At 70.6% G+C, this 17,825-nt stretch carries 12 protein-coding genes; 4 read left to right on the top strand and 8 right to left on the bottom strand.

The genetic code is table 11. From position 1 onward, the window contains the following. Window positions 1-68: 68 nt before the first annotated feature. The 4 genes from OG329_RS28390 to OG329_RS28375 form a co-directional block, all read right to left on the bottom strand. Entirely contained in the window at window positions 69-2,291 is a 2,223-nt protein-coding gene (locus OG329_RS28390) for an ATP-dependent RecD-like DNA helicase (protein ID WP_405799183.1), read from the bottom strand. A gap of 357 nt (window positions 2,292-2,648) precedes the next feature. Further along, a complete protein-coding gene (locus OG329_RS28385; RefSeq protein WP_405802070.1) occupies window positions 2,649-3,440 on the bottom strand; it encodes a sugar phosphate isomerase/epimerase family protein in 792 nt (263 codons plus the stop codon). Window positions 3,441-3,550: 110 nt separating this feature from the next. Beyond that, window positions 3,551-4,714, bottom strand: a complete 1,164-nt coding sequence (locus tag OG329_RS28380; RefSeq protein ID WP_405802068.1) for a dihydrodipicolinate synthase family protein — start codon at window positions 4,712-4,714, stop codon at window positions 3,551-3,553. Between the two features lie 62 nt (window positions 4,715-4,776). Beyond that, on the bottom strand, window positions 4,777-5,928 hold the full coding sequence (locus OG329_RS28375) for a Gfo/Idh/MocA family protein (protein WP_405799182.1): 1,152 nt from the start codon (window positions 5,926-5,928) through the stop codon (window positions 4,777-4,779). A gap of 124 nt (window positions 5,929-6,052) precedes the next feature. Here OG329_RS28375 and OG329_RS28370 point away from each other — a divergent pair, with 124 nt between their 5' ends. The 3 genes from OG329_RS28370 (at window position 6,053) to OG329_RS28360 (ending at window position 9,060) form a co-directional block, all read left to right on the top strand. Continuing rightward, window positions 6,053-7,114: a LacI family DNA-binding transcriptional regulator gene (locus OG329_RS28370; RefSeq protein WP_405799180.1), complete on the top strand. Its 1,062-nt coding sequence runs from the start codon at window positions 6,053-6,055 to the stop codon at window positions 7,112-7,114. A 163-nt stretch (window positions 7,115-7,277) separates the two neighbouring features. Beyond that, the gene (locus OG329_RS28365) at window positions 7,278-8,246 is read left to right on the top strand and encodes a GNAT family N-acetyltransferase (RefSeq protein ID WP_405799178.1); all 969 of its coding nucleotides are present in this window, start codon (window positions 7,278-7,280) and stop codon (window positions 8,244-8,246) included. 13 nt (window positions 8,247-8,259) lie between these two features. Continuing rightward, entirely contained in the window at window positions 8,260-9,060 is an 801-nt protein-coding gene (locus OG329_RS28360; RefSeq protein ID WP_405799177.1) for a sugar phosphate isomerase/epimerase family protein, read from the top strand. A gap of 26 nt (window positions 9,061-9,086) precedes the next feature. On the opposite strand, the gene OG329_RS28355 is transcribed toward OG329_RS28360, so the two are convergent. Together OG329_RS28355 and OG329_RS28350 are read right to left on the bottom strand one after the other, a co-directional pair. Continuing rightward, on the bottom strand, window positions 9,087-9,761 hold the full coding sequence (locus OG329_RS28355; RefSeq protein ID WP_405799175.1) for a class I SAM-dependent DNA methyltransferase: 675 nt from the start codon (window positions 9,759-9,761) through the stop codon (window positions 9,087-9,089). Next, complete coding sequence (locus OG329_RS28350; protein WP_405799174.1) at window positions 9,748-10,680, bottom strand: EamA family transporter; 933 nt, start codon at window positions 10,678-10,680, stop codon at window positions 9,748-9,750. Before OG329_RS28350 ends, OG329_RS28355 begins: the two co-directional genes overlap by 14 nt. Before the next feature lie 113 nt (window positions 10,681-10,793). Between OG329_RS28350 and OG329_RS28345 the strand changes: the two genes are divergently transcribed. Then, complete coding sequence (locus tag OG329_RS28345; protein ID WP_405799173.1) at window positions 10,794-11,702, top strand: LysR substrate-binding domain-containing protein; 909 nt, start codon at window positions 10,794-10,796, stop codon at window positions 11,700-11,702. A gap of 343 nt (window positions 11,703-12,045) precedes the next feature. Here OG329_RS28345 and OG329_RS28340 read toward each other — a convergent pair whose 3' ends face one another. Together OG329_RS28340 and OG329_RS28335 are read right to left on the bottom strand one after the other, a co-directional pair. After that, window positions 12,046-13,473: an aminopeptidase gene (locus OG329_RS28340; protein ID WP_405799171.1), complete on the bottom strand. Its 1,428-nt coding sequence runs from the start codon at window positions 13,471-13,473 to the stop codon at window positions 12,046-12,048. A gap of 204 nt (window positions 13,474-13,677) precedes the next feature. Beyond that, window positions 13,678-17,667, bottom strand: a complete 3,990-nt coding sequence (locus tag OG329_RS28335; RefSeq protein ID WP_405799169.1) for an ABC transporter ATP-binding protein — start codon at window positions 17,665-17,667, stop codon at window positions 13,678-13,680. Between the last annotated feature and the right edge of the window lie 158 nt (window positions 17,668-17,825).

Raw genomic sequence — 17,825 nt, 5'->3', positions numbered from 1 at the left:
CGAAACCGCCCACCGCGTCGCCCCGGTCCCGCATGGTTTGCGAGTGATCCCGCCCGGTCGGCCGGGACTTAGAAATTCCCGGCCCGGAGGCTGCCGGACAGCCGGTGGTCCAGGGCGGTGAAGCGCCGGCCCGCGGAGACCGTACGGACCGCCTGGCCTATCGCCTTGCGGGAGCCGACCAGGACAACGAGCTTCTTGGCACGGGTGACCGCCGTGTACAGCAGATTCCGCTGGAGCATCATCCAGGCGCCGGTGGTCACGGGGATGACCACGGCCGGGTACTCGCTGCCCTGCGAGCGGTGGATCGTCACCGCGTAGGCGTGCGTCAGCTCGTCCAGCTCGTCGAAGTCGTACGGAACTTCCTCGTCCTCGTCCGTCCGCACCGTCAGGCACTGGTCGTCCGGATTCAGCGCGGTCACGACCCCGACCATGCCGTTGAAGACCCCGTTCCGCCCCTTGTCGTAGTTGTTACGGATCTGGGTGACCTTGTCTCCGACGCGGAAGACGCGGCCGCCGAGCCGCTTCTCCGGCAGCTCGGGCCGGGCGGGGGTGATGGCCTGCTGGAGCAGGCCGTTGAGGGTGCCCGCGCCGGCCGGACCGCGGTGCATCGGGGCCAGCACCTGGATGTCGCGGCGCGGGTCGAGCCCGAAGGTGGCGGGGATCCGGCGGGCCGCGACATCGACCGTGAGCTTCCCGGCCTCCTCCGTCTCGTCCTCCACGAACAGGAAGAAGTCGCTGAGGCCCTGGGTGATGGGCTGGACCCCGGAGTTGATGCGGTGGGCGTTGGTGACCACCCCCGACTGCTGGGCCTGCCGGAAGATCCGGGTCAGCCGCACCTGCGGCACGGGCCCGTCCTCGGCCAGCAGGTCCCGCAGCACCTCGCCCGCCCCGACCGACGGCAACTGGTCGACATCACCGACGAGCAGCAGATGCGCACCGGGGGCCACCGCCTTGACGAGCTTGTTGGCGAGCAGCAGATCGAGCATGGACGCCTCGTCGACCACCACCAGATCGGCGTCGAGCGGGCGGTCCCTGTCGTACGCGGCGTCCCCGCCGGGTTTGAGTTCCAGCAGCCGGTGGACGGTGGACGCCTCGGCCCCGGTGAGTTCGGCGAGGCGCTTGGCCGCGCGGCCGGTGGGCGCCGCGAGGACCACCTTGGCCTTCTTGGCCCGCGCCAGCTCCACGATCGAGCGGACCGTGAAGGACTTCCCGCAGCCCGGACCGCCGGTCAGGACGGCGACTTTACGGGTGAGGGCGAGCCGCACCGCGGCTTCCTGCTCGGGTGCCAGCTCGGCGCCTGTGCGGCCCGCGAGCCAGGGCAGGGCCTTCTCCCAGACCACGTCCTGGAAGGCGGGCATCCGGTCCTGCGCGGCGCGCAGCAGCCGCAGCAGTTGGGCGGAGAGGGACAGCTCGGCACGGTGGAAGGGCACCAGATAGACGGCGGTGACCGGCTCGCCCCCGTCGGGGCCCGGCACCTTCTCCCTGACGACGCCCTCGTCCTCGGCGGCCAGCTCGGCCAGGCAGTCGATGACCAGACCGGTGTCCACCTGGAGGAGCTTCACCGCGTCCGAGATGAGCTGCTCCTCGGGCAGGAAGCAGTGGCCCTGGTCGGTGGACTGGGACAGCGCGTACTGGAGTCCGGCCTTGGCGCGGTCCGGACTGTCGTGCGGGATACCGACGGCCTGGGCGATGCGGTCGGCGGTGAGGAAGCCGATGCCCCAGACATCGGCGGCCAGCCGGTAGGGCTCGTTCTTCACGACGGAGATCGAGGCGTCGCCGTACTTCTTGTAGATGCGGACGGCGATCGAGGTGGACACACCGACGCCTTGAAGGAAGATCATGACTTCCTTGATCGCCTTCTGCTCCTCCCAGGCGGCGCCGATCAGTTTCGTCCGCTTGGGGCCGAGGCCGGGGACCTCGACGAGCCGCTTCGGCTCCTTCTCGATGATCTCCAGTGTGTCGACACCGAAATGCTCGACGATCCGCTCGGCGATACGCGGACCGATGCCCTTGATCAGACCGGAGCCGAGATAGCGGCGGATGCCCTGGATGGTCGCGGGCAGGACCGTCGTGTAATTCTCCACCGTGAACTGCTTGCCGTACTGCGGGTGCGAGGCCCAACGGCCCTCCATGCGCAGTGACTCCCCCGGCTGCGCGCCGAGGAGCGAGCCGACCACGGTCAGCAGATCGGCGCCACGGCCGGTGTCAACGCGGGCGACCGTGTAGCCGTTCTCCTCGTTGCTGTATGTGATCCGCTCAAGAACGCCTTCGAGCACGGCCGGATTGGACATGATCCGACGCTACCGCCTGGGTCCGACAGTCGGCCCACCCTGTGGAAAACCTCGCCGTCGGTCCGCCGTGCCGGTGGACAACTCCCCGTCGGGCAGGGCGCCGAGAAGACGGCCGGAGAAGCTTTAGGGGCCCGGTCCACCGGACCGGGCCCCACGCGCTCCCCCCTCCGAACAAAGCTTCCCGATCCCCCCGGACCCCTCCCCGGAAGCCTTGATGCCCTGTACGACCGCCGTCACCGCGAAAGGGTTGCACGGTTGCGGGCAGTTATTTTCTCTGCCATCAGAAACGATGACAGAAGATGACAGACGCATCTATTTGCCTATGAGGACGGCTTCGTCGGGACAGAGGGGCGTCCCTTACAACGCATGCCTCACATACCGCCGCGCGACGTCGGCCAACAACTCCGCGCCGTCGCGCACCCACAGCGTGTCGTTGAAGAGTTCGACCTCGATCGGCCCGTCGTACCCGGCCGCGTCGACCCGTTCGCGCCATGCCCGCAGATCGATGACGCCGTCACCGATCAGACCGCGGCCGTTCAGCACCCCGGCGGGCAACGGGGTCGTCCAGTCGGCCAGTTGGAAGGAGTGGATCCGCTCCGCCGCCCTGGCGATCGCCGCCGGAGCCCGGTCGTCCCACCAGAGGTGGTAGGTGTCCACGACGACACCGACCTGCTCGGCGGGGAAGCGCTCCGCGAGATCCAGCGCCTGGTCCAGCGTGGAGACGACACAGCGGTCGGAGGCGTACATGGGGTGCAGCGGTTCGATCGCCAGCCGAATCCCGCGCTCCCCGGCGTACGGCGCCAGGACCGCGAGCGCGTCCGCGACGCGTTCACGTGCCGCGGGCAGATCACGGCTGCCGGGCGGCAGCCCGCCCGACACCAGGACCAGCGTGTCGGTGCCCAGGGTCACGGCCTCGTCGATCGCCGCGCGGTTGTCGTCCAGGGCGGCGGCCCGGTCCGCGGGATCGCTCGCCGTGAGGAAGCCGCCGCGGCACAGGGTGGTGACGGCGAGTCCGGCGTCGTGTACGAGCTTGGCGGCGGCCTCGGTGCCGTACGCCTGCACCGGCTCCCGCCACAGCCCCACGCCCGGCACACCGAGCCGTACGCACGCCTCGGTGAGTTCGGGGAGGGTGAGCTGTTTGACCGTCATCTGGTTGATGCTGAAACGGCTGAGGTCGCCCGGCGGTCGGGCCGCGCCCGCGTCGGTCGGGTCGATCTCGTAGGCCGCTTCTGTCACGTCGGTCGCCTCGTTCACGTCCGTCACTGGTCCACTCCGTACACGCCGAGCAGGGACTTCATCCGGGCTTCGGCCAGCGCCGGGTCCGGGAACAGGCCCAGCCCGTCGGCCAGTTCGTACGCCCGCGCGAGATGCGGCAGCGAACGGGCCGACTGAAGGCCGCCGACCATGGCGAAGTGGTCCTGATGCCCGGCCAGCCAGGCCAGGAACACGACGCCCGTCTTGTAGAAGCGCGTGGGCGCCTGGAAGAGATGGCGCGACAACTCGACCGTGGGGTCGAGGAGTTCCCGGAAGCCCTTCGCGTCACCCGTGTCCAGGACGCGTACGGCCTCGGCGGCCACCGGCCCCAGTGGGTCGAAGATGCCCAGCAGCGCGTGGCTGAAGCCGCGTTCGTCGCCCGCGATCAGCTCGGGGTAGTTGAAGTCGTCGCCCGTGTAGCAGCGCACGCCCTGCGGGAGACGCCGGCGCAGCTCGACCTCGCGACGCGCGTCCAGCAGCGAGACCTTGATCCCGTCGATCTTGTCCGGGTGTTCGGAGATGACCTCCAGGAATGTCTCGGTGGCCGCGTCGAGGTCCGCGCTGCCCCAGTAGCCTTCCAGCGCCGGGTCGAACATCGGGCCGAGCCAGTGCAGCACCACGGGTTCGCGCGCCTGCCGCAGCAGATGGGCGTAGAGGCTCAGATAGTCCTCGGGGCCCTCTGCCGCGGCGGCGAGCGCGCGTGAGGCCATGAGGATGGCCTGGGAGCCGGTCTCCTCGACGAGGGCGAGCTGTTCCTCGTACGCCGCCCGCACGACGCCCAGGGAGTGCGCTCCGGGCGGGAGTTGGTCGGTGCCGACCCCGCACGCGATCCGGCCGCCGGTGGACCGCGCCTCCGCCGCCGAACGGCGGATCAGCTCGGCCGCTCCCGCCCAGTCCAGGCCCATGCCGCGCTGCGCGGTGTCCATGGCCTCCGCGACCCCGAGGCCGTGCGACCACAGGTGGCGGCGGAAGGCGAGCGTGGTGTCCCAGTCGACGACGACCGGCGCTCCGGGGCTGCTGTCGGCGTACGGGTCGGCCACGACGTGGGCGGCGGAGAAGACCGTACGGGAGGCGAGAGGCGCGTCGGCGGCGCCCTTGGTGGTGAAGGCGGCCGGTTCGCGGCGCGGCTGGTAGGTACGCAGTCGGCCGTCCGCGTCCGGGAGCCGCAGCCCCTGCCCCGGCCTCCTTACGGAGGGCGGGCCGGACTCCGTGGCGGATGTGGTTCGGGTCGTCACAGTGAGAGCTCCGGTACGTCGAAACGCCGTCCCTGCGCCGAGGACTTGAGCCCGAGCTCCGCGAGCTGTACGCCGCGCGCGCCGGCGAGCAGGTCCCAGCGGTAGGGCTCGCCGAGTGTGACGTGACGCAGGAAGAGTTCCCACTGCGCCTTGAAGCCGTTGTCGAACTCGGTGTTGTCCGGGATCTCCTGCCACTGGTCACGGAAGGACTCGGTGGCGGCCAGATCCGGGTTCCAGACGGGCTTGGGGGTGGCACTGCGGTGCTGGACGCGGCAGCGGCGCAGCCCGGCGACGGCCGAGCCGTGGGTGCCGTCGACCTGGAACTCCACGAGTTCGTCGCGGTTGACCCGTACCGCCCAGGAGGAGTTGATCTGCGCGACGATGCCACCCTCGAGCTCGAAGATCCCGTAGGCGGAGTCGTCGGCGGTGGCCGCGTACGGCTTGCCCTGCTCGTCCCAGCGGCGCGGGATATGTGTGGTGACGTGCGCCGAGACGGAGTTGACCTTGCCGAACAGCTCGTGCAGGACGTACTCCCAGTGCGGGAACATGTCGACGGTGATGCCGCCGCCGTCCTCGGTGCGGTAGTTCCAGGACGGGCGCTGCGACTCCTGCCAGTCGCCTTCGAAGACCCAGTAGCCGAACTCGCCTCGTACGGAGAGGATGTCGCCGAAGAAGCCGCCGTCGATGAGGCGCTTCAGTTTCAGCAGGCCGGGAAGGAAGATCTTGTCCTGGACGACGCCGTGCTTGATGCCGGCGCTCTGGGCGAGGCGGGCCAGGTCGAGCGCGCCTTCGAGGTCGGTCGCCGTCGGCTTCTCCGTGTAGATGTGCTTCCCGGCGGCAACGGCTTTCTTGATGGCTTCGACCCGCGCGGAGGTGACCTGCGCGTCGAAGTAGATGTCGACGGTGTCGTCGGCGAGGACGGTGTCCAGGTCGGTGGACCACTCCGTGAGGCCGTGTCGCTCCGCGACTTCCCTGAGGGCGTGTTCACGGCGGCCGACGAGGACGGGCTCGGGCCACAGCACCTCTCCGTCGCCGAGGTCCAGGCCGCCCTCTTCGCGGATCGCGAGGATGGAACGCACCAGGTGCTGCCGGTACCCCATCCGCCCCGTGACGCCGTTCATGGCGATCCGCACTGTCCTGCGTGTCACGAAGTTCCCTCCATACGGCCGTAGCAAGCGCTTTCTATAGGGTATGAAGCTAGCCTGCCGAAAGCGACCGGACAAGAGTCCGGCGCCGATCCACGGCAACACCCACCTTCCGGAGGAACCGCCGATGACAGTCACCCTGGCCGATGTGGCGGCCCGTGCCCGGGTGTCGCCCGCCACCGTTTCCCGCGTGCTGAACGGCAACTACCCGGTGGCCGCGTCCACCAGGGAGCGGGTACTGCGGGCGGTGGACGAGCTGGACTACGTGCTGAACGGACCGGCCAGTTCGCTCGCCGCCGCCACGTCCGACCTGGTCGGGATCCTGGTCAACGACATCGCCGACCCGTTCTTCGGGATCATGGCCGGGGCCGCGCAGACCGAGATCGGCGGCCAGGAGGGCACCGGCCGGGCCGGCGGCGAGAAACTCGCCGTCGTCTGCAACACCGGCGGCTCCCCCGAACGGGAACTGACCTATCTCACCCTCCTCCAGCGCCAGCGGGCCGCCGCCGTGATCCTCACCGGCGGGGCCCTCGAAGACCCCACTCATATCGCGGCGATGTCGGCCAAGCTGACCAAACTCGCCGACGCGGGGACGCATGTCGTGCTGTGCGGGCGGCCTCCGCTGCCGGGCAGCAGCGCGGTCGTCGCGTCGCTGGCCTTCGACAACCGGGGTGGCGGGCGGCGGCTCACCGAGCACCTGCTGGCGCTGGGGCACCGCAGGATCGGATACGTCGCGGGCCCGGCGGAGCGCACCACCACCCGGCACCGGCTGGAGGGCCACCGGTCGGCGCTGACCGCCGCGGGACTGACGGACGACCAGGGCCCGCTGACGGTGCACGGCCCCTACGACCGGCGCTCGGGCTACGAGGCGACGCTGGAGCTGCTGCGGCGCTCGCCGGACCTGACGGCGGTGGTCGCCGCGAACGACACGGTGGCGCTGGGCGCCTGCGCGGCGGTACGTGACCAGGGGCTGCGTATCCCGCAGGACATCTCGGTCGCGGGCTTCGACGACCTGCCGTTCTCGGTCGACGCGGTGCCGGCGCTGACGACGGTGCGGCTGCCCCTGTACGAGGCGGGGGCACGGGCCGGGCGGCTCGCGATGGGCACGGAGGCGCCGCCGCCCGGCGGGATCACGACGATCGCCGCGGAGTTGATGGCGCGGGCTTCGACGGCGCCGCCGCGGGGCTGAGGGTGGGCGGGGGGCGAGATGGGGCCAAGGTCGGTCGGGGTGGGGCCGGGGCGGGCCGGGGCCTGGGTTCACCCGATCGAGTGTCTTGCCGATCTTGGCGACCCCGACGTACCGTTGACTCAGTCAAGGAAAAAACTGGATGAGCGAAGGGGGTCTGGGGGCCATGACGATTCAAGAAATCCGCGCGTTCAACCGCTTCTACACCAACCTCATCGGCGCGCTGAATTACAGCAAGCACCTCTACACGCCGTACACGCTGACGGAGTCACGGCTGCTCTACGAACTCGCGCACACGCCGCGCACGGACGCGGCCGAGCTGCGTGCCGAGCTGTCGCTGGACGCGGGCTATCTGAGCCGGATGCTCACCAAGTTCGAGCGGGACGGACTGGTGGAGCGCGCCCCGTCCGAGCAGGACGCCCGGCGGCAGCGGATCACCTTGACACGGCAGGGGCGCGGGACCGCCGCGCTGCTCGACGAGCGGTCGCGTGACGCGGTCGGGACTCTGCTGGACCGGGTCGAGCCGGATGATCGCCCGCGCCTCGTGGAGGCGTTGCGGACGGCCAGGGAAATACTGAGCGCGGGCGAGGCGTCCGCCGACGGCCGACGGGCCGCCCGCCGCGACGGCCCTGTGCTGCGGGGCCCACTCCCGGGCGATCTGGGCTGGATGGTGCAGCGGCACGGCGCGGTGTACGCGGCGGAGTACGGGTGGGACGCCCGCTTCGAGGGCCTTGTCGCCAGGATCGTCGCCGACTTCGCCGCGGATCATGACGAGCGGCTGGAGCGGGTGTGGATAGCCGAGCTCGACGGGCGGCCGGTGGGCTCGGTGATGTGTGTACGGGACGAGGCGCCCGGCACCGCGCGGCTGCGCCTGCTCCTCGTCGAGCCGGAGGCACGTGGGCACGGCCTGGGCGAGCGAATGGTCGAGGCGGTAGTGGATTTCGCCCGCGATGCGGGGTATCGGGAGGTGGTGCTGTGGACCAACGACGTGCTGAGCGCTGCCCGGAAGCTGTATGTGCGGGCGGGATTCACCCTCGTCGCCGAGAAGCCGCACCGTTCCTACGGGGCGGACCTGGTCGGCCAGGACTGGCGGCTCCCGCTTGTTGACGAGTCCGTCGTGGACTCACCCTCGTGAAAGGAAACATGGAGTGAAATTCGCCTTCTCGACCCTCGGTGTCCCCGGCCTCCCCATCCCGGAGGTCGCCGCCCTCGCCAGTGGGGCCGGCTACCAGGGTGTGGAGTTGCGCGCCCATCCGGAGGAGCCCGTGCACCCCGGTATCGGTGCGCGGGAACGGGCCGCCGTGGTGGACGAGTTCAAGCGCCACGGGGTGGAGATCCTGACGGTCGCGGGCTATGTGCGGGTGGCCGCCGAAGGCGGTGACGAGGAACAGCTCAGCCAGGAGCTGGACGAACTGATCTGGCTGGCACGCGACTTGGGTGCGTCGTACGTACGGGTCTTCCCCGGCGGCGGCGACCAGGACCCCGAGGCCGCCGACGCGACGGCCGCCCGTCGACTGGCCGCGGCGGCACCCCTCGCCGCGGAGTCGCGGGTGCGGATCCTGCTGGAGACGCACGACTCCCATCGCACGGGCGCCGATGTGACCCGGGTCCTCGGTCTTGTCGGCCACAAGCAGGTGGGTGCGATCTGGGACGTGGTGCACCCCTGGCTCGGCGGGGAACGCCCGGTCACCAGCCACGCGTCGCTGTCGCCCTACCTCGGTTACGTACAGGTCAAGGACGTCGCGTCGGCGCAGGACACCACGCCGTTGGCACTTGGTGCGGGAGTGCTGCCGTTGGGCGAGTGCGTCAGCCTGTTCGCCGGTGACGGGGACGACGGGTGGCTCTCCTGGGAGTACGAGAAGCGCTGGTATCCGGATGCGGCGGACCTCCCCGACCTGCTGATCCCGGGCCGCGAGTATCTGGAGGCGCTGCTGGCACGGGGGCACTGACCGAAGGCCGGGGGAAGTTTGGAGGGTCAGGACTGCTCAGGGAGTGGGAGTGGGGGCTTGCGGGCCAGGACGCAGGCGTGGGGGGTCGGCTCCGCGTCGTAGGGCTCGCGCAGGAGTTGGGCGGTCGGCTGGAAACCGGCCCGCTCCAGCAGCTCGGTGACCCGGTCGGGGGACAGCCTGTGGAAGTCGAGACAGACGCGGTGGCCGAACGCCTCGTCGTAGTGCCGGGGTTCGTCGCCGACCTGGAAGGCGAGCAGCAGCCGGCCACCGGGGGCCAGGACCCGGTGGAACTGCGCGAAGACGTGGGGCAGTTGCTCCGGGACGATGTGAATGATCGAGTACCAGGCGACGAGGCCGCCGAGAGATCCGTCCGGCAGATCCAGATCGGTCATCGATCCTTCCACGAACCGCAGGTCCGGGTAGGTCCGGCCGGCCATCGCGACCATCACGGGCGACAAGTCGATGCCGGAGATGTCGAGGCCGAGTGTGCGCAGGTGGTCGGTCATCTGGCCGGGTCCACTGCCGACCTCGACGACGGGACCGGCACCGTCGGCCCGTACGTACTCGGCGAAGGTGCCGAGCATGGCGCGACCCAGCGGGTCGGCCTCCGGGTGGGGCTTGCTGAGCTCGGCGTAGTCGACGGCGATGGCGTCGTAGCCGGACCGGGTGTCGCGGAGATAAGAGGCTTCATCTGTGGTCATGGGCGAGGAGGTTAGCCGCCTGCCCGACAGCCGGCGGGGAGGGGGGTACGGCTGCCCGGCCGCCTCCCTCACGGCCCAGGGAGGTCAGCCCGACACCGCCCACCAGCAAGGCAGCCGCGCACCAGCGGAGAGGGGTGATGTGCTCGTCCAGCAGCAGCGCGGCCGAGGACATGCCGAACACGGGAACCAGAAGGGAGAACGGCGCCACCGACGAGGCCGGGTAGCGGCGGAGCAGGAAACCCCAGGCGCCGAAGCCGAAGAGGGTCGTGATCCACGCGACGTAGAAGACGGTGCCTACGCCGGTGAGGTCGAGCGCGCGCAGGGCGGTGAGGCCCGCGTCCGGGCCTTCGATCAGCAGGGAAAGGGCCAGCAGGGGCAGGACGGGGACGACGGACACCCAGACCATGAAGTTCAGCGCGTCCGGCGGGGATGCCTTTCGGGTCACCACGTTGGAGGCACCCCAGCAGACGGCGGCGCCGACGACCAGGGCGAAGGCCGCCAAGGGGCCCGAAGTCCCTTCGTCCACCGCCGCGACGGCGATGCCGGCCAGCGCGACGGCCATGCCCGACAGCCGCACACGACCGGGCCGTTCGCCGAGAACGATCGCGGCGAAGACCGCCGTGAACACCGCCTGGACCTGGAGGACGAGAGAGGACAGCCCGGCGGACATGCCCTGGTCCATCCCGACGAACAGCAGACCGAACTTGGCGACGCCGAGTATCAGCCCGACGCCGACCACCCATTTCCAGGCGACCTTGGGGCGGCCCACGAAGAAGACCGCGGGCAGAGCCGCGGCGAGAAAACGAAGGGCGGAGAAGAACAGTGGCGGAAAGTGGTCGAGGCCCACCTCGACAACGACGAAGTTCAGTCCCCAGACGGCGGCGACCAGAACGGCGAGAGCCTTGTGTGCGGTACGCATACGGCGAGGATCACCGACTCTGACCATGTAGCACCAGCACGAATATCTTCATGGTTCGATTGAGCACTGCTTACTGATAAGCGCCGTCGCAGCGGTGGCGCCGAGGAGTGAACATGCTTGATCTGGGCCGGCTCCGCGCCCTGCACGCCGTCTCCGTCCACGGGTCGGTCGCGGCGGCGGCCTCCGCGCTCGGGTACACCTCGTCGGCCGTGTCGCAGCAGATCACCAAGTTGGAGCGGGAGACCCGTACGACCTTGCTGGAACGGCGGGGGCGGGGCGTCGCGCTCACCGAGGAGGCGCGTCACCTGGCCGCCACCGCCCAGGAGTTGCTCGCGATAGTCGAGCGCGCCGAGACCACTCTGGAGGAGCGCAGGGGGCGGCCGACCGGCCGGCTCACCGTCGGGGCCTTCGCGTCCGCCGCACGCGGTCTGCTTCCCGGCGTCCTGGCCGAACTGGCCCGGCGCCACCCGGGACTCGACGTACGGCTCCAGGAGGTCGACCCGCACCTGTCCGTCGATCTGGTGGCTCGGGGCATGCTCGATCTGGCCGTCGCGCACGACTGGGACATCGCGCCGCTGCCCGCACCCGACGGGGTCGAGCAGGCGGTCATCGGGGACGACGCGTGCGACGTTCTCGTACCGGAGGAACATCCGCTGGCCGCGCGGGCCGCCGTGCGGCGGGAGGATCTGGCGGACGAGCGGTGGATCACCCAGCCACCGGGCACGGTGTGCCACGACTGGCTGACGCGTACCCTGCGCGCGGCCGGCTACGAGCCGCACATCGCTCATCAGGCCGAGGAGAACCACACTCAACTCGCGCTGGTGGCGGCCGGTCTGGGCATCGCGATGATCCCGAGGCTGGGGCGTGGACCACTGCCGGTCGGGGTGCGCGCGGTCGCGCTGGAGCCGGTGCCGATGCGGCGGCTGTACGCCCTGTGGCGCACGGGCGCGGCACGCCGCCCCGCCGTCACGGCGGCGGTGGAGACGCTGCTGCGGCACTGGCCCGACGCGGAACGGGCCTAGAACGGGGGCGGGGTTGGGGGGAGGGGGAGGGGGAGGGGCCCCACCCCCCTGCGGCCTCGAGCCCCAACTCACCCCCACCCCCGCCCCCACCCGTGTGTGGCTCTGGGCTTGCCGCGGCTTTTTTGGGAAATGGGCGGAATCTTCGCTTCCCGGGAACCTCCCGCCCCGGTCGTCCGTCCTTTAAAACATGTGCTCCCGTCGGCTTTCCGCAGCGCGGTGTCGGCCCTCGTAATCACTGGCTACGATCGCTGACTCCCCTCTCCAGGCCGCCTGCGGCCGGGCAGCACACCGCCACCGGTGCGCCCCCCCTTGTTTGCGCCGGTGGCGGTCCCGTGCTCGCGGGCTACGGACGCAGCGTCGGCATCCGCTCCAGGTCCTGCTTGTCGAGCTTCGCGTCGTACGCGGCCAGCGGCTTCGCCTTGGCGGCGTCCTGCTCCACCGTGGCCGGTGTGACATCCGCCCAGTCGAGGATCCGGGCCGTGGCCTGCGCCCGCTCGTCGGCCACGAGACCGGCGACGTTGGCACCGTGGTTGGCGCCCGGCGCGGTGTAGACGTGGGTGTCGTGCGTGCCGCGGCCGGGGCGGAAGCGTTCGGCGCCCCACGGGTCGTTCTCGCCGTAGACGAACATCATCTGGTTCGCGTTCTTGCGGACCCAGTTGTCGACGGACGGCATCTCCCACGGCCTGAACTTCATGGGGATGTCCCTCGGGACGAAGTTCCGCGGCGGCTGGTAGCCGTAGCGGCTCAGGTTGCCCAGATGCGGCTGTTTGATGGAGGGCGCGCCCAGTTCGGTGCCGGCCTGGTAGTAGTACGGCGTGTATCCGGACAGGCCCTGGTCGGTGTAGAAGGAGAAGCCGGAGATCGCGTCGATGATGTTGTAGATCTCCTCGTCCGACGCGGTGGCCGGCGGGATGTCCGCGCAGTCGGCTTCCAGGCTGTACTGCCAGAAGGCCCAGACGAAGTCGAGCACCACGGCCTCGTACGCCTTGTCGAGCGAGCCGACGGTGGTGAACGTCGCGCCTTCCGCCGCGGCCCACGTCTCGTACATCTTCTCCAGTGGCTCACGCCTGATCAGCGCCTCGCGCTGCACGGCGTTGAGCTTGGCGCGGCACTCCGCGGTACCGACCTGCTCGAAGAAGCGGTCGTAGGCGGAATCCTCCTTGTTCACCACGTCGTTGGGGGCGACGTACGCGACGATGCCGTCCATGTCGCGCGGGTGGAAGCGCTCGTAGTACGTGGCGGTCATGCCGCCCTTCGAGCCACCGGTGGCGAGCCACTTCTCCGGGTAGATCTTCTTCAGCGCACTGAAGATCCGGTGCTGGTCGGCCGCGGCCTGCTCGTAGTCGAGCGTCGACCAGTCGGCCGGATCGGGCCGGGACGGTGTGAAGAAGCGGTACTCGAGCGAGACCTGGTTGCCGTCGATGATCCGGGTCGGCTCGCTGCGGCTCGGGTTGGTGGACACGCCGTACCCGCTCGTGAAGAACACGGTGGGACGGCTGGTGTCCTTGTGCAGCAGCGTGAGGCGCTGCTTGAAGGTGCCCTTCGACGGTCGATCGTGGTCGACGGGCTGGGTGTAGTTGAGGACGAAGTATCGGTAACCGGGGTAGGGCTTCTCCTCGATCAGGCTCATCCCCGGGATGGCGAGGATCCGGTCCTTGATGTCGGGGGCCGCGGATCCCGCGTTCCCCTCGGCGGCTGTTGCCGCACCGGCCGCGCCCAGCGTGCCGACGAGCAGCACGAGCGACAGCAGCCATCTCAGCGCCTTGCGCATTCACACTCCCTGTGTTCATGACAGACGCCGTGAACCTAGCCGGGGAGGTGCCCGCGCCGCCAGCCCCGCGAGGTCGTCATACCCGGATGGCGCCCGCGCAACGCGCCTCCTGACGGCACCTCCGGTGGGCATTCGACGGGACACCCACCGGGGCATCCGCCGGGCCATCCACGAGGCGGCGAACTCGTCGCTCGGCAGGAGTTCTCACGCTCCCGCGACGGTGGCGCGCTCCTCGTCGGGCTCCCCCTCCGGCTTCCCCCCGGCCCCGCCCCCGGCCTCGGCCTCGGCCTCGCCGATGAAGCTGCGCCACAGCCGCGCGTACGAGCCGTCGAGCGCCAGCAACTCCCCGTGCGTACCGTCCTCCACGACCCGGCCGTGGTCCAGCACGACCACCCGGTCCGCGCGCGCCGCCGTCGTGAGCCGGTGCGCGACGACCAGTGTCGTGCGCCGCCCCGACAGCCGGTCCGTCGCCTGGTTGACGAGGGCTTCGGAGGCGAGGTCGAGCGCGGCGGTCGCCTCGTCCAGGAGCAGGACGTCCGGGTCGACCAGTTCCGCGCGGGCCAGCGCGATCAACTGCCGTTGTCCGGCGGAGAGGTTACGGCCCCGCTCGGCGACCTCGTGCAGATAGCCGCCGTCCAGCGTGGCGATCATCTCGTGCGCGCCGACCGCGCGGGCCGCCGCCTCCACCTCGGCGTCGGTGGCCCCCGGCCGCCCGTAGGCGATGGCGTCGCGCACCGTACCGGCGAAGAGATACGCCTCCTGGGGTACGACGCCGAGCCGGTGCCGGTACGCGGTCATGTCCAGGTCGCGCAGGTCGGTGCCGTCCGCCGTGACGCGCCCGGACGTGGGGTCGTAGAAGCGCGCGACGAGCTTGACGAGCGTGGACTTGCCCGCGCCCGTCTCACCCACGAAGGCGACCGTCTGGCCCGCCGGTATACGGAGGTTGATGCCCATGAGGGCGGTCGCCTCCTGCACCGGGGTCTTCGTCAGGACCGGGGCCTTCGTCAGGACGACGGCTCCGTCCGGGGCGCCCGCGCCGCCGCCCTCCGCCAGGCCGCCGGCGCCCTCCAGGGTCCCGTACGCGAAGTGCACGTCCTCGAAGGCGATCTCGCCCCGCAGCGCCGGCACGTCCAGCGGTGCGGCCGCCTGCGCCGTGGACGTCGGCTCGCGCAGCAGCTCCTGGATGCGCCCCAGCGAGACCGTGGCCTGCTGGTAGCCGTCGAAGACCTGTGACAACTGCTGCACGGGCGCGAAGAACAGCTCGATGTACAGCAGATACGCGACGAGCGCGCCGGTCGTCAGCGTGCCCGCCTCCACCCGCCCCGCGCCGACGATCAGCACGGCCGCGGCGGCCACCGAGGACAGCAGTTGGACGAACGGGAAGTAGACGGAGATCAGCCACTGGCCGCGTACCCGCGCCTGCCGGTAGTGGTCGCTGCGGCCCGCGAACCGCCGCGCCCCGTCCTTCTCCCGCCCGAACGCCTGGACGATACGCAGCCCGGACACCGACTCCTGGAGGTCGGCGTTGACGACGCTGATCCGTTCGCGCGCCAGCTCGTACGCCTTGACGCTCTTGCGCCGGAAGAAGACGGTGCCGACGATCAGCACGGGCAGGGTCGCGAAGACCACCAGTGCCAGCTCCAGATCGATGACGAGCAGCACGACGAGGATGCCGAAGAAGGTGACGACGGAGACGAAGGCCGTGACGAGTCCGGTCTGGAGGAAGGTGGACAGCGCGTCGACGTCGGTCGTCATGCGGGTCATGATGCGGCCGGTCAACTCGCGCTCGTAGTAGTCGAGTCCGAGCCGCTGGAGCTGCGCGAAGATTTTCAGGCGCAGCGAGTACAGGACGCGTTCGCCGGTGCGGCCGGTCATCCGTGTCTCGCCGATCTGGGCGATCCACTGGACGAGTACGACGACCAGTCCCAGCAGGGACGCGGCCCACACCGCGCCGAGCGCGAGCTGTTCCACGCCGTTGTCGATGCCGTGTCTGATCAGGACGGGCAGCAGCAGGCCCATACCGGCGTCGACGGCGACGAGGGCGAGGCTGGCCGCCAGGGGCGGTCCGAAGCCGCGCAGCAGCCTGCGCAGCCCGTAGGACGACTCGGCGTCGACGGCGCGGGCCTCGTCTATGGACGGGACGTCGGTGGCCGGCGGCAACGCCTCGACCTGTGCCAGGAGTTCGGGTGTGGCGCCGGGGGCGGCCGATTCCTCGGCGGGTGTCTCCTCGCGTTCCCACAGGGCGGGGGTGATGCCGCGTTCGGCGTCGAACTCGGCGTCCATCTCCTCCTGGACGGTGCGGTCGTCCTCGGCGGCCGTGGAGGCGACGACGGCGGGGGTGTGGCCGGGGGACACGCCGCCGAGTTCGTCGGGGTCGGTGAGCAGGCGCCGGTAGAGGGCGGAGCGTTCCTGGAGTTCGTCGTGGGTGCCGATGTCGGCGAGGCGTCCCTCGTCGAGTACGGCGATGCGGTCGGCGAGTCCGAGGGTGGAGCGGCGGTGGGCGATGAGCAGGGTGGTGCGGCCGGCCATCACCGAGCGCAGCGCTTCGTGGATCTCGTGTTCGACGCGGGCGTCGACGGCGGAGGTGGCGTCGTCCAGGAGCAGCAGGCGCGGGTCGGTGAGGATGGCGCGGGCCAGGGCGATGCGCTGGCGCTGGCCGCCGGAGAGGGTCAGGCCCTGTTCGCCGACCGTGGTGTCGTAGCCGGCGGGCAGTTCGGCGATGAAGCGGTCGGCCTGGGCTGCGCGGACGGCGCGTTCGATCTCTTCGTCGGTGGCGTCGGGTTTGCCGTAGGCGATGTTGGCGCGGACGGTGTCGGAGAAGAGGAAGCTGTCTTCCGGTACGAGCCCGATGGCGGCGCGCAGGGAGCCGAGGGTCAGTTCGCGTACGTCGTGGCCGCCGACGAGGACGGCGCCGTGCGAGACGTCGTAGAAGCGCGGCAGGAGCAGGGAGACGGTGGACTTGCCGCTGCCGGAGGAGCCGACGACGGCGACGGTCTCGCCGGGGCGGATCTCCAGCGAGAAGCCGTTCAGGACGGTGCGGCCGTCTCCGTAGGAGAACGTCACGTCGTCGAACTCGACGGATGCCTCGGCGTCGGCGGGGAGGTCCTTCGTGCCGTCCTGGATGGACGGCTGGGTGTCGATGAGTTCGAGGACCCGCTCGACGCCGGCGCGGGCCTGCTGGCCGACGGTGAGGACCATGGCGAGCATCCGGACGGGGCCGACGAGCTGTGCGAGGTAGGTGGAGAAGGCGACGAACGTGCCGAGGGTGATCTGGCCGCGGGTGGCGAGCCAGCCGCCGAGCGCGAGCATCGCGACCTGTCCGAGGGCCGGTACGGCCTGGAGGGCGGGTGTGTAGCGGGAGTTGAGCTTGATCGTACGCAGCCGGCCCGCGAACAGTTTGCGGCCGGCGGCGCGCAGTTTGCCGGTCTCCTGGGCCTCCTGGCCGAAGCCCTTGACGACGCGTACGCCGGAGACGGACCCGTCGACCACTCCCGCGACGGTCGCGGCCTGTGACTGGGCGTACCAGGTGGCGGGGTGCAGCCGGGTGCGGCTGCGGCGGGCGATGTACCACAGGGCGGGGGCGACGGCGACGGCGACGAGGGTCAGGGGCAGTGACAGCCACGCCATGATGACGAGGGAGATGATGAACAGCAGGACGTTGCCGATGGTCATCGGCAGCATGAAGAGCAGGCCCTGGATGAGCTGGAGGTCGCTGGTGGCGCGGCCGATGACCTGTCCGGTGGACAGTTCGTCCTGGCGGCGGCCGTCGAGTCCGGCGATGGTGCCGTACATCTCCGTACGGAGGTCGTGCTGGACGTCCAGGGCGAGGCGTCCTCCGTAGTAGCGGCGGATGTAGGTCATGGCGTAGATGACGAGGGCCGCGGCTATCAGGAGGCTGGTCCAGACGGCGATGGACCGGGTGCCGGTGCCGATCACGTCGTCGATGACGACCTTGGTGATCAGCGGGACGAGGGCCATGACGGCCATGCCGGCGAGGGAGGAGCCGAGGGCGAGGATCACGTTGCGCCGGTAGCGCCAGGCGTAGCCGACGAGACGGCGGGCCCAGCCCGCCGTCTGCGGCTCACGCGCGGTCTGCGGCTCGCCCGCGGCCTGCGGGTCGCCGACCGTCCCCGGCTCGCCCGCCGTGCTCTCGCCGGGCTTCTCGCGCTCCGGGTCTGTCCGCTCCGCCGCCACTGTTGCCGCCTCCCGTTGCCCTGCCGCTTGCCCTGCCACGCTTGCCCTGCCGCTCGTCGCGGTACGTGGGCGTCCCCCGTGGACCCTGCGTGGACCACCTGTGTCGGTGGACCACCTGCCGGATGGCATCAACGCGGCCACGTGCGGATTTCATCCCA

Source organism: Streptomyces sp. NBC_01506 (assembly GCF_045040295.1).
GTDB lineage: Bacteria > Actinomycetota > Actinomycetes > Streptomycetales > Streptomycetaceae > Streptomyces.
Note: the sequence above shows the minus strand (reverse complement) of the source record. Positions and strands in the feature narration are given on the sequence as shown.

What these genes read in the sequence shown, in the direction of transcription:
- OG329_RS28390 (WP_405799183.1), bottom strand. Translation starts at nt 2,291, where the DNA reads ATGTCCAATCCGGCCGTGCTCGAAGGCGTTCTTGAGCGGATCACATAC.
- OG329_RS28385 (WP_405802070.1), bottom strand. Translation starts at nt 3,440, where the DNA reads ATGACGGTCAAACAGCTCACCCTCCCCGAACTCACCGAGGCGTGCGTA.
- OG329_RS28370 (WP_405799180.1), top strand. Translation starts at nt 6,053, where the DNA reads ATGACAGTCACCCTGGCCGATGTGGCGGCCCGTGCCCGGGTGTCGCCC.
- OG329_RS28365 (WP_405799178.1), top strand. Translation starts at nt 7,278, where the DNA reads ATGACGATTCAAGAAATCCGCGCGTTCAACCGCTTCTACACCAACCTC.
- OG329_RS28355 (WP_405799175.1), bottom strand. Translation starts at nt 9,761, where the DNA reads ATGACCACAGATGAAGCCTCTTATCTCCGCGACACCCGGTCCGGCTAC.
- OG329_RS28350 (WP_405799174.1), bottom strand. Translation starts at nt 10,680, where the DNA reads ATGCGTACCGCACACAAGGCTCTCGCCGTTCTGGTCGCCGCCGTCTGG.
- OG329_RS28345 (WP_405799173.1), top strand. Translation starts at nt 10,794, where the DNA reads ATGCTTGATCTGGGCCGGCTCCGCGCCCTGCACGCCGTCTCCGTCCAC.
- OG329_RS28340 (WP_405799171.1), bottom strand. Translation starts at nt 13,473, where the DNA reads ATGCGCAAGGCGCTGAGATGGCTGCTGTCGCTCGTGCTGCTCGTCGGC.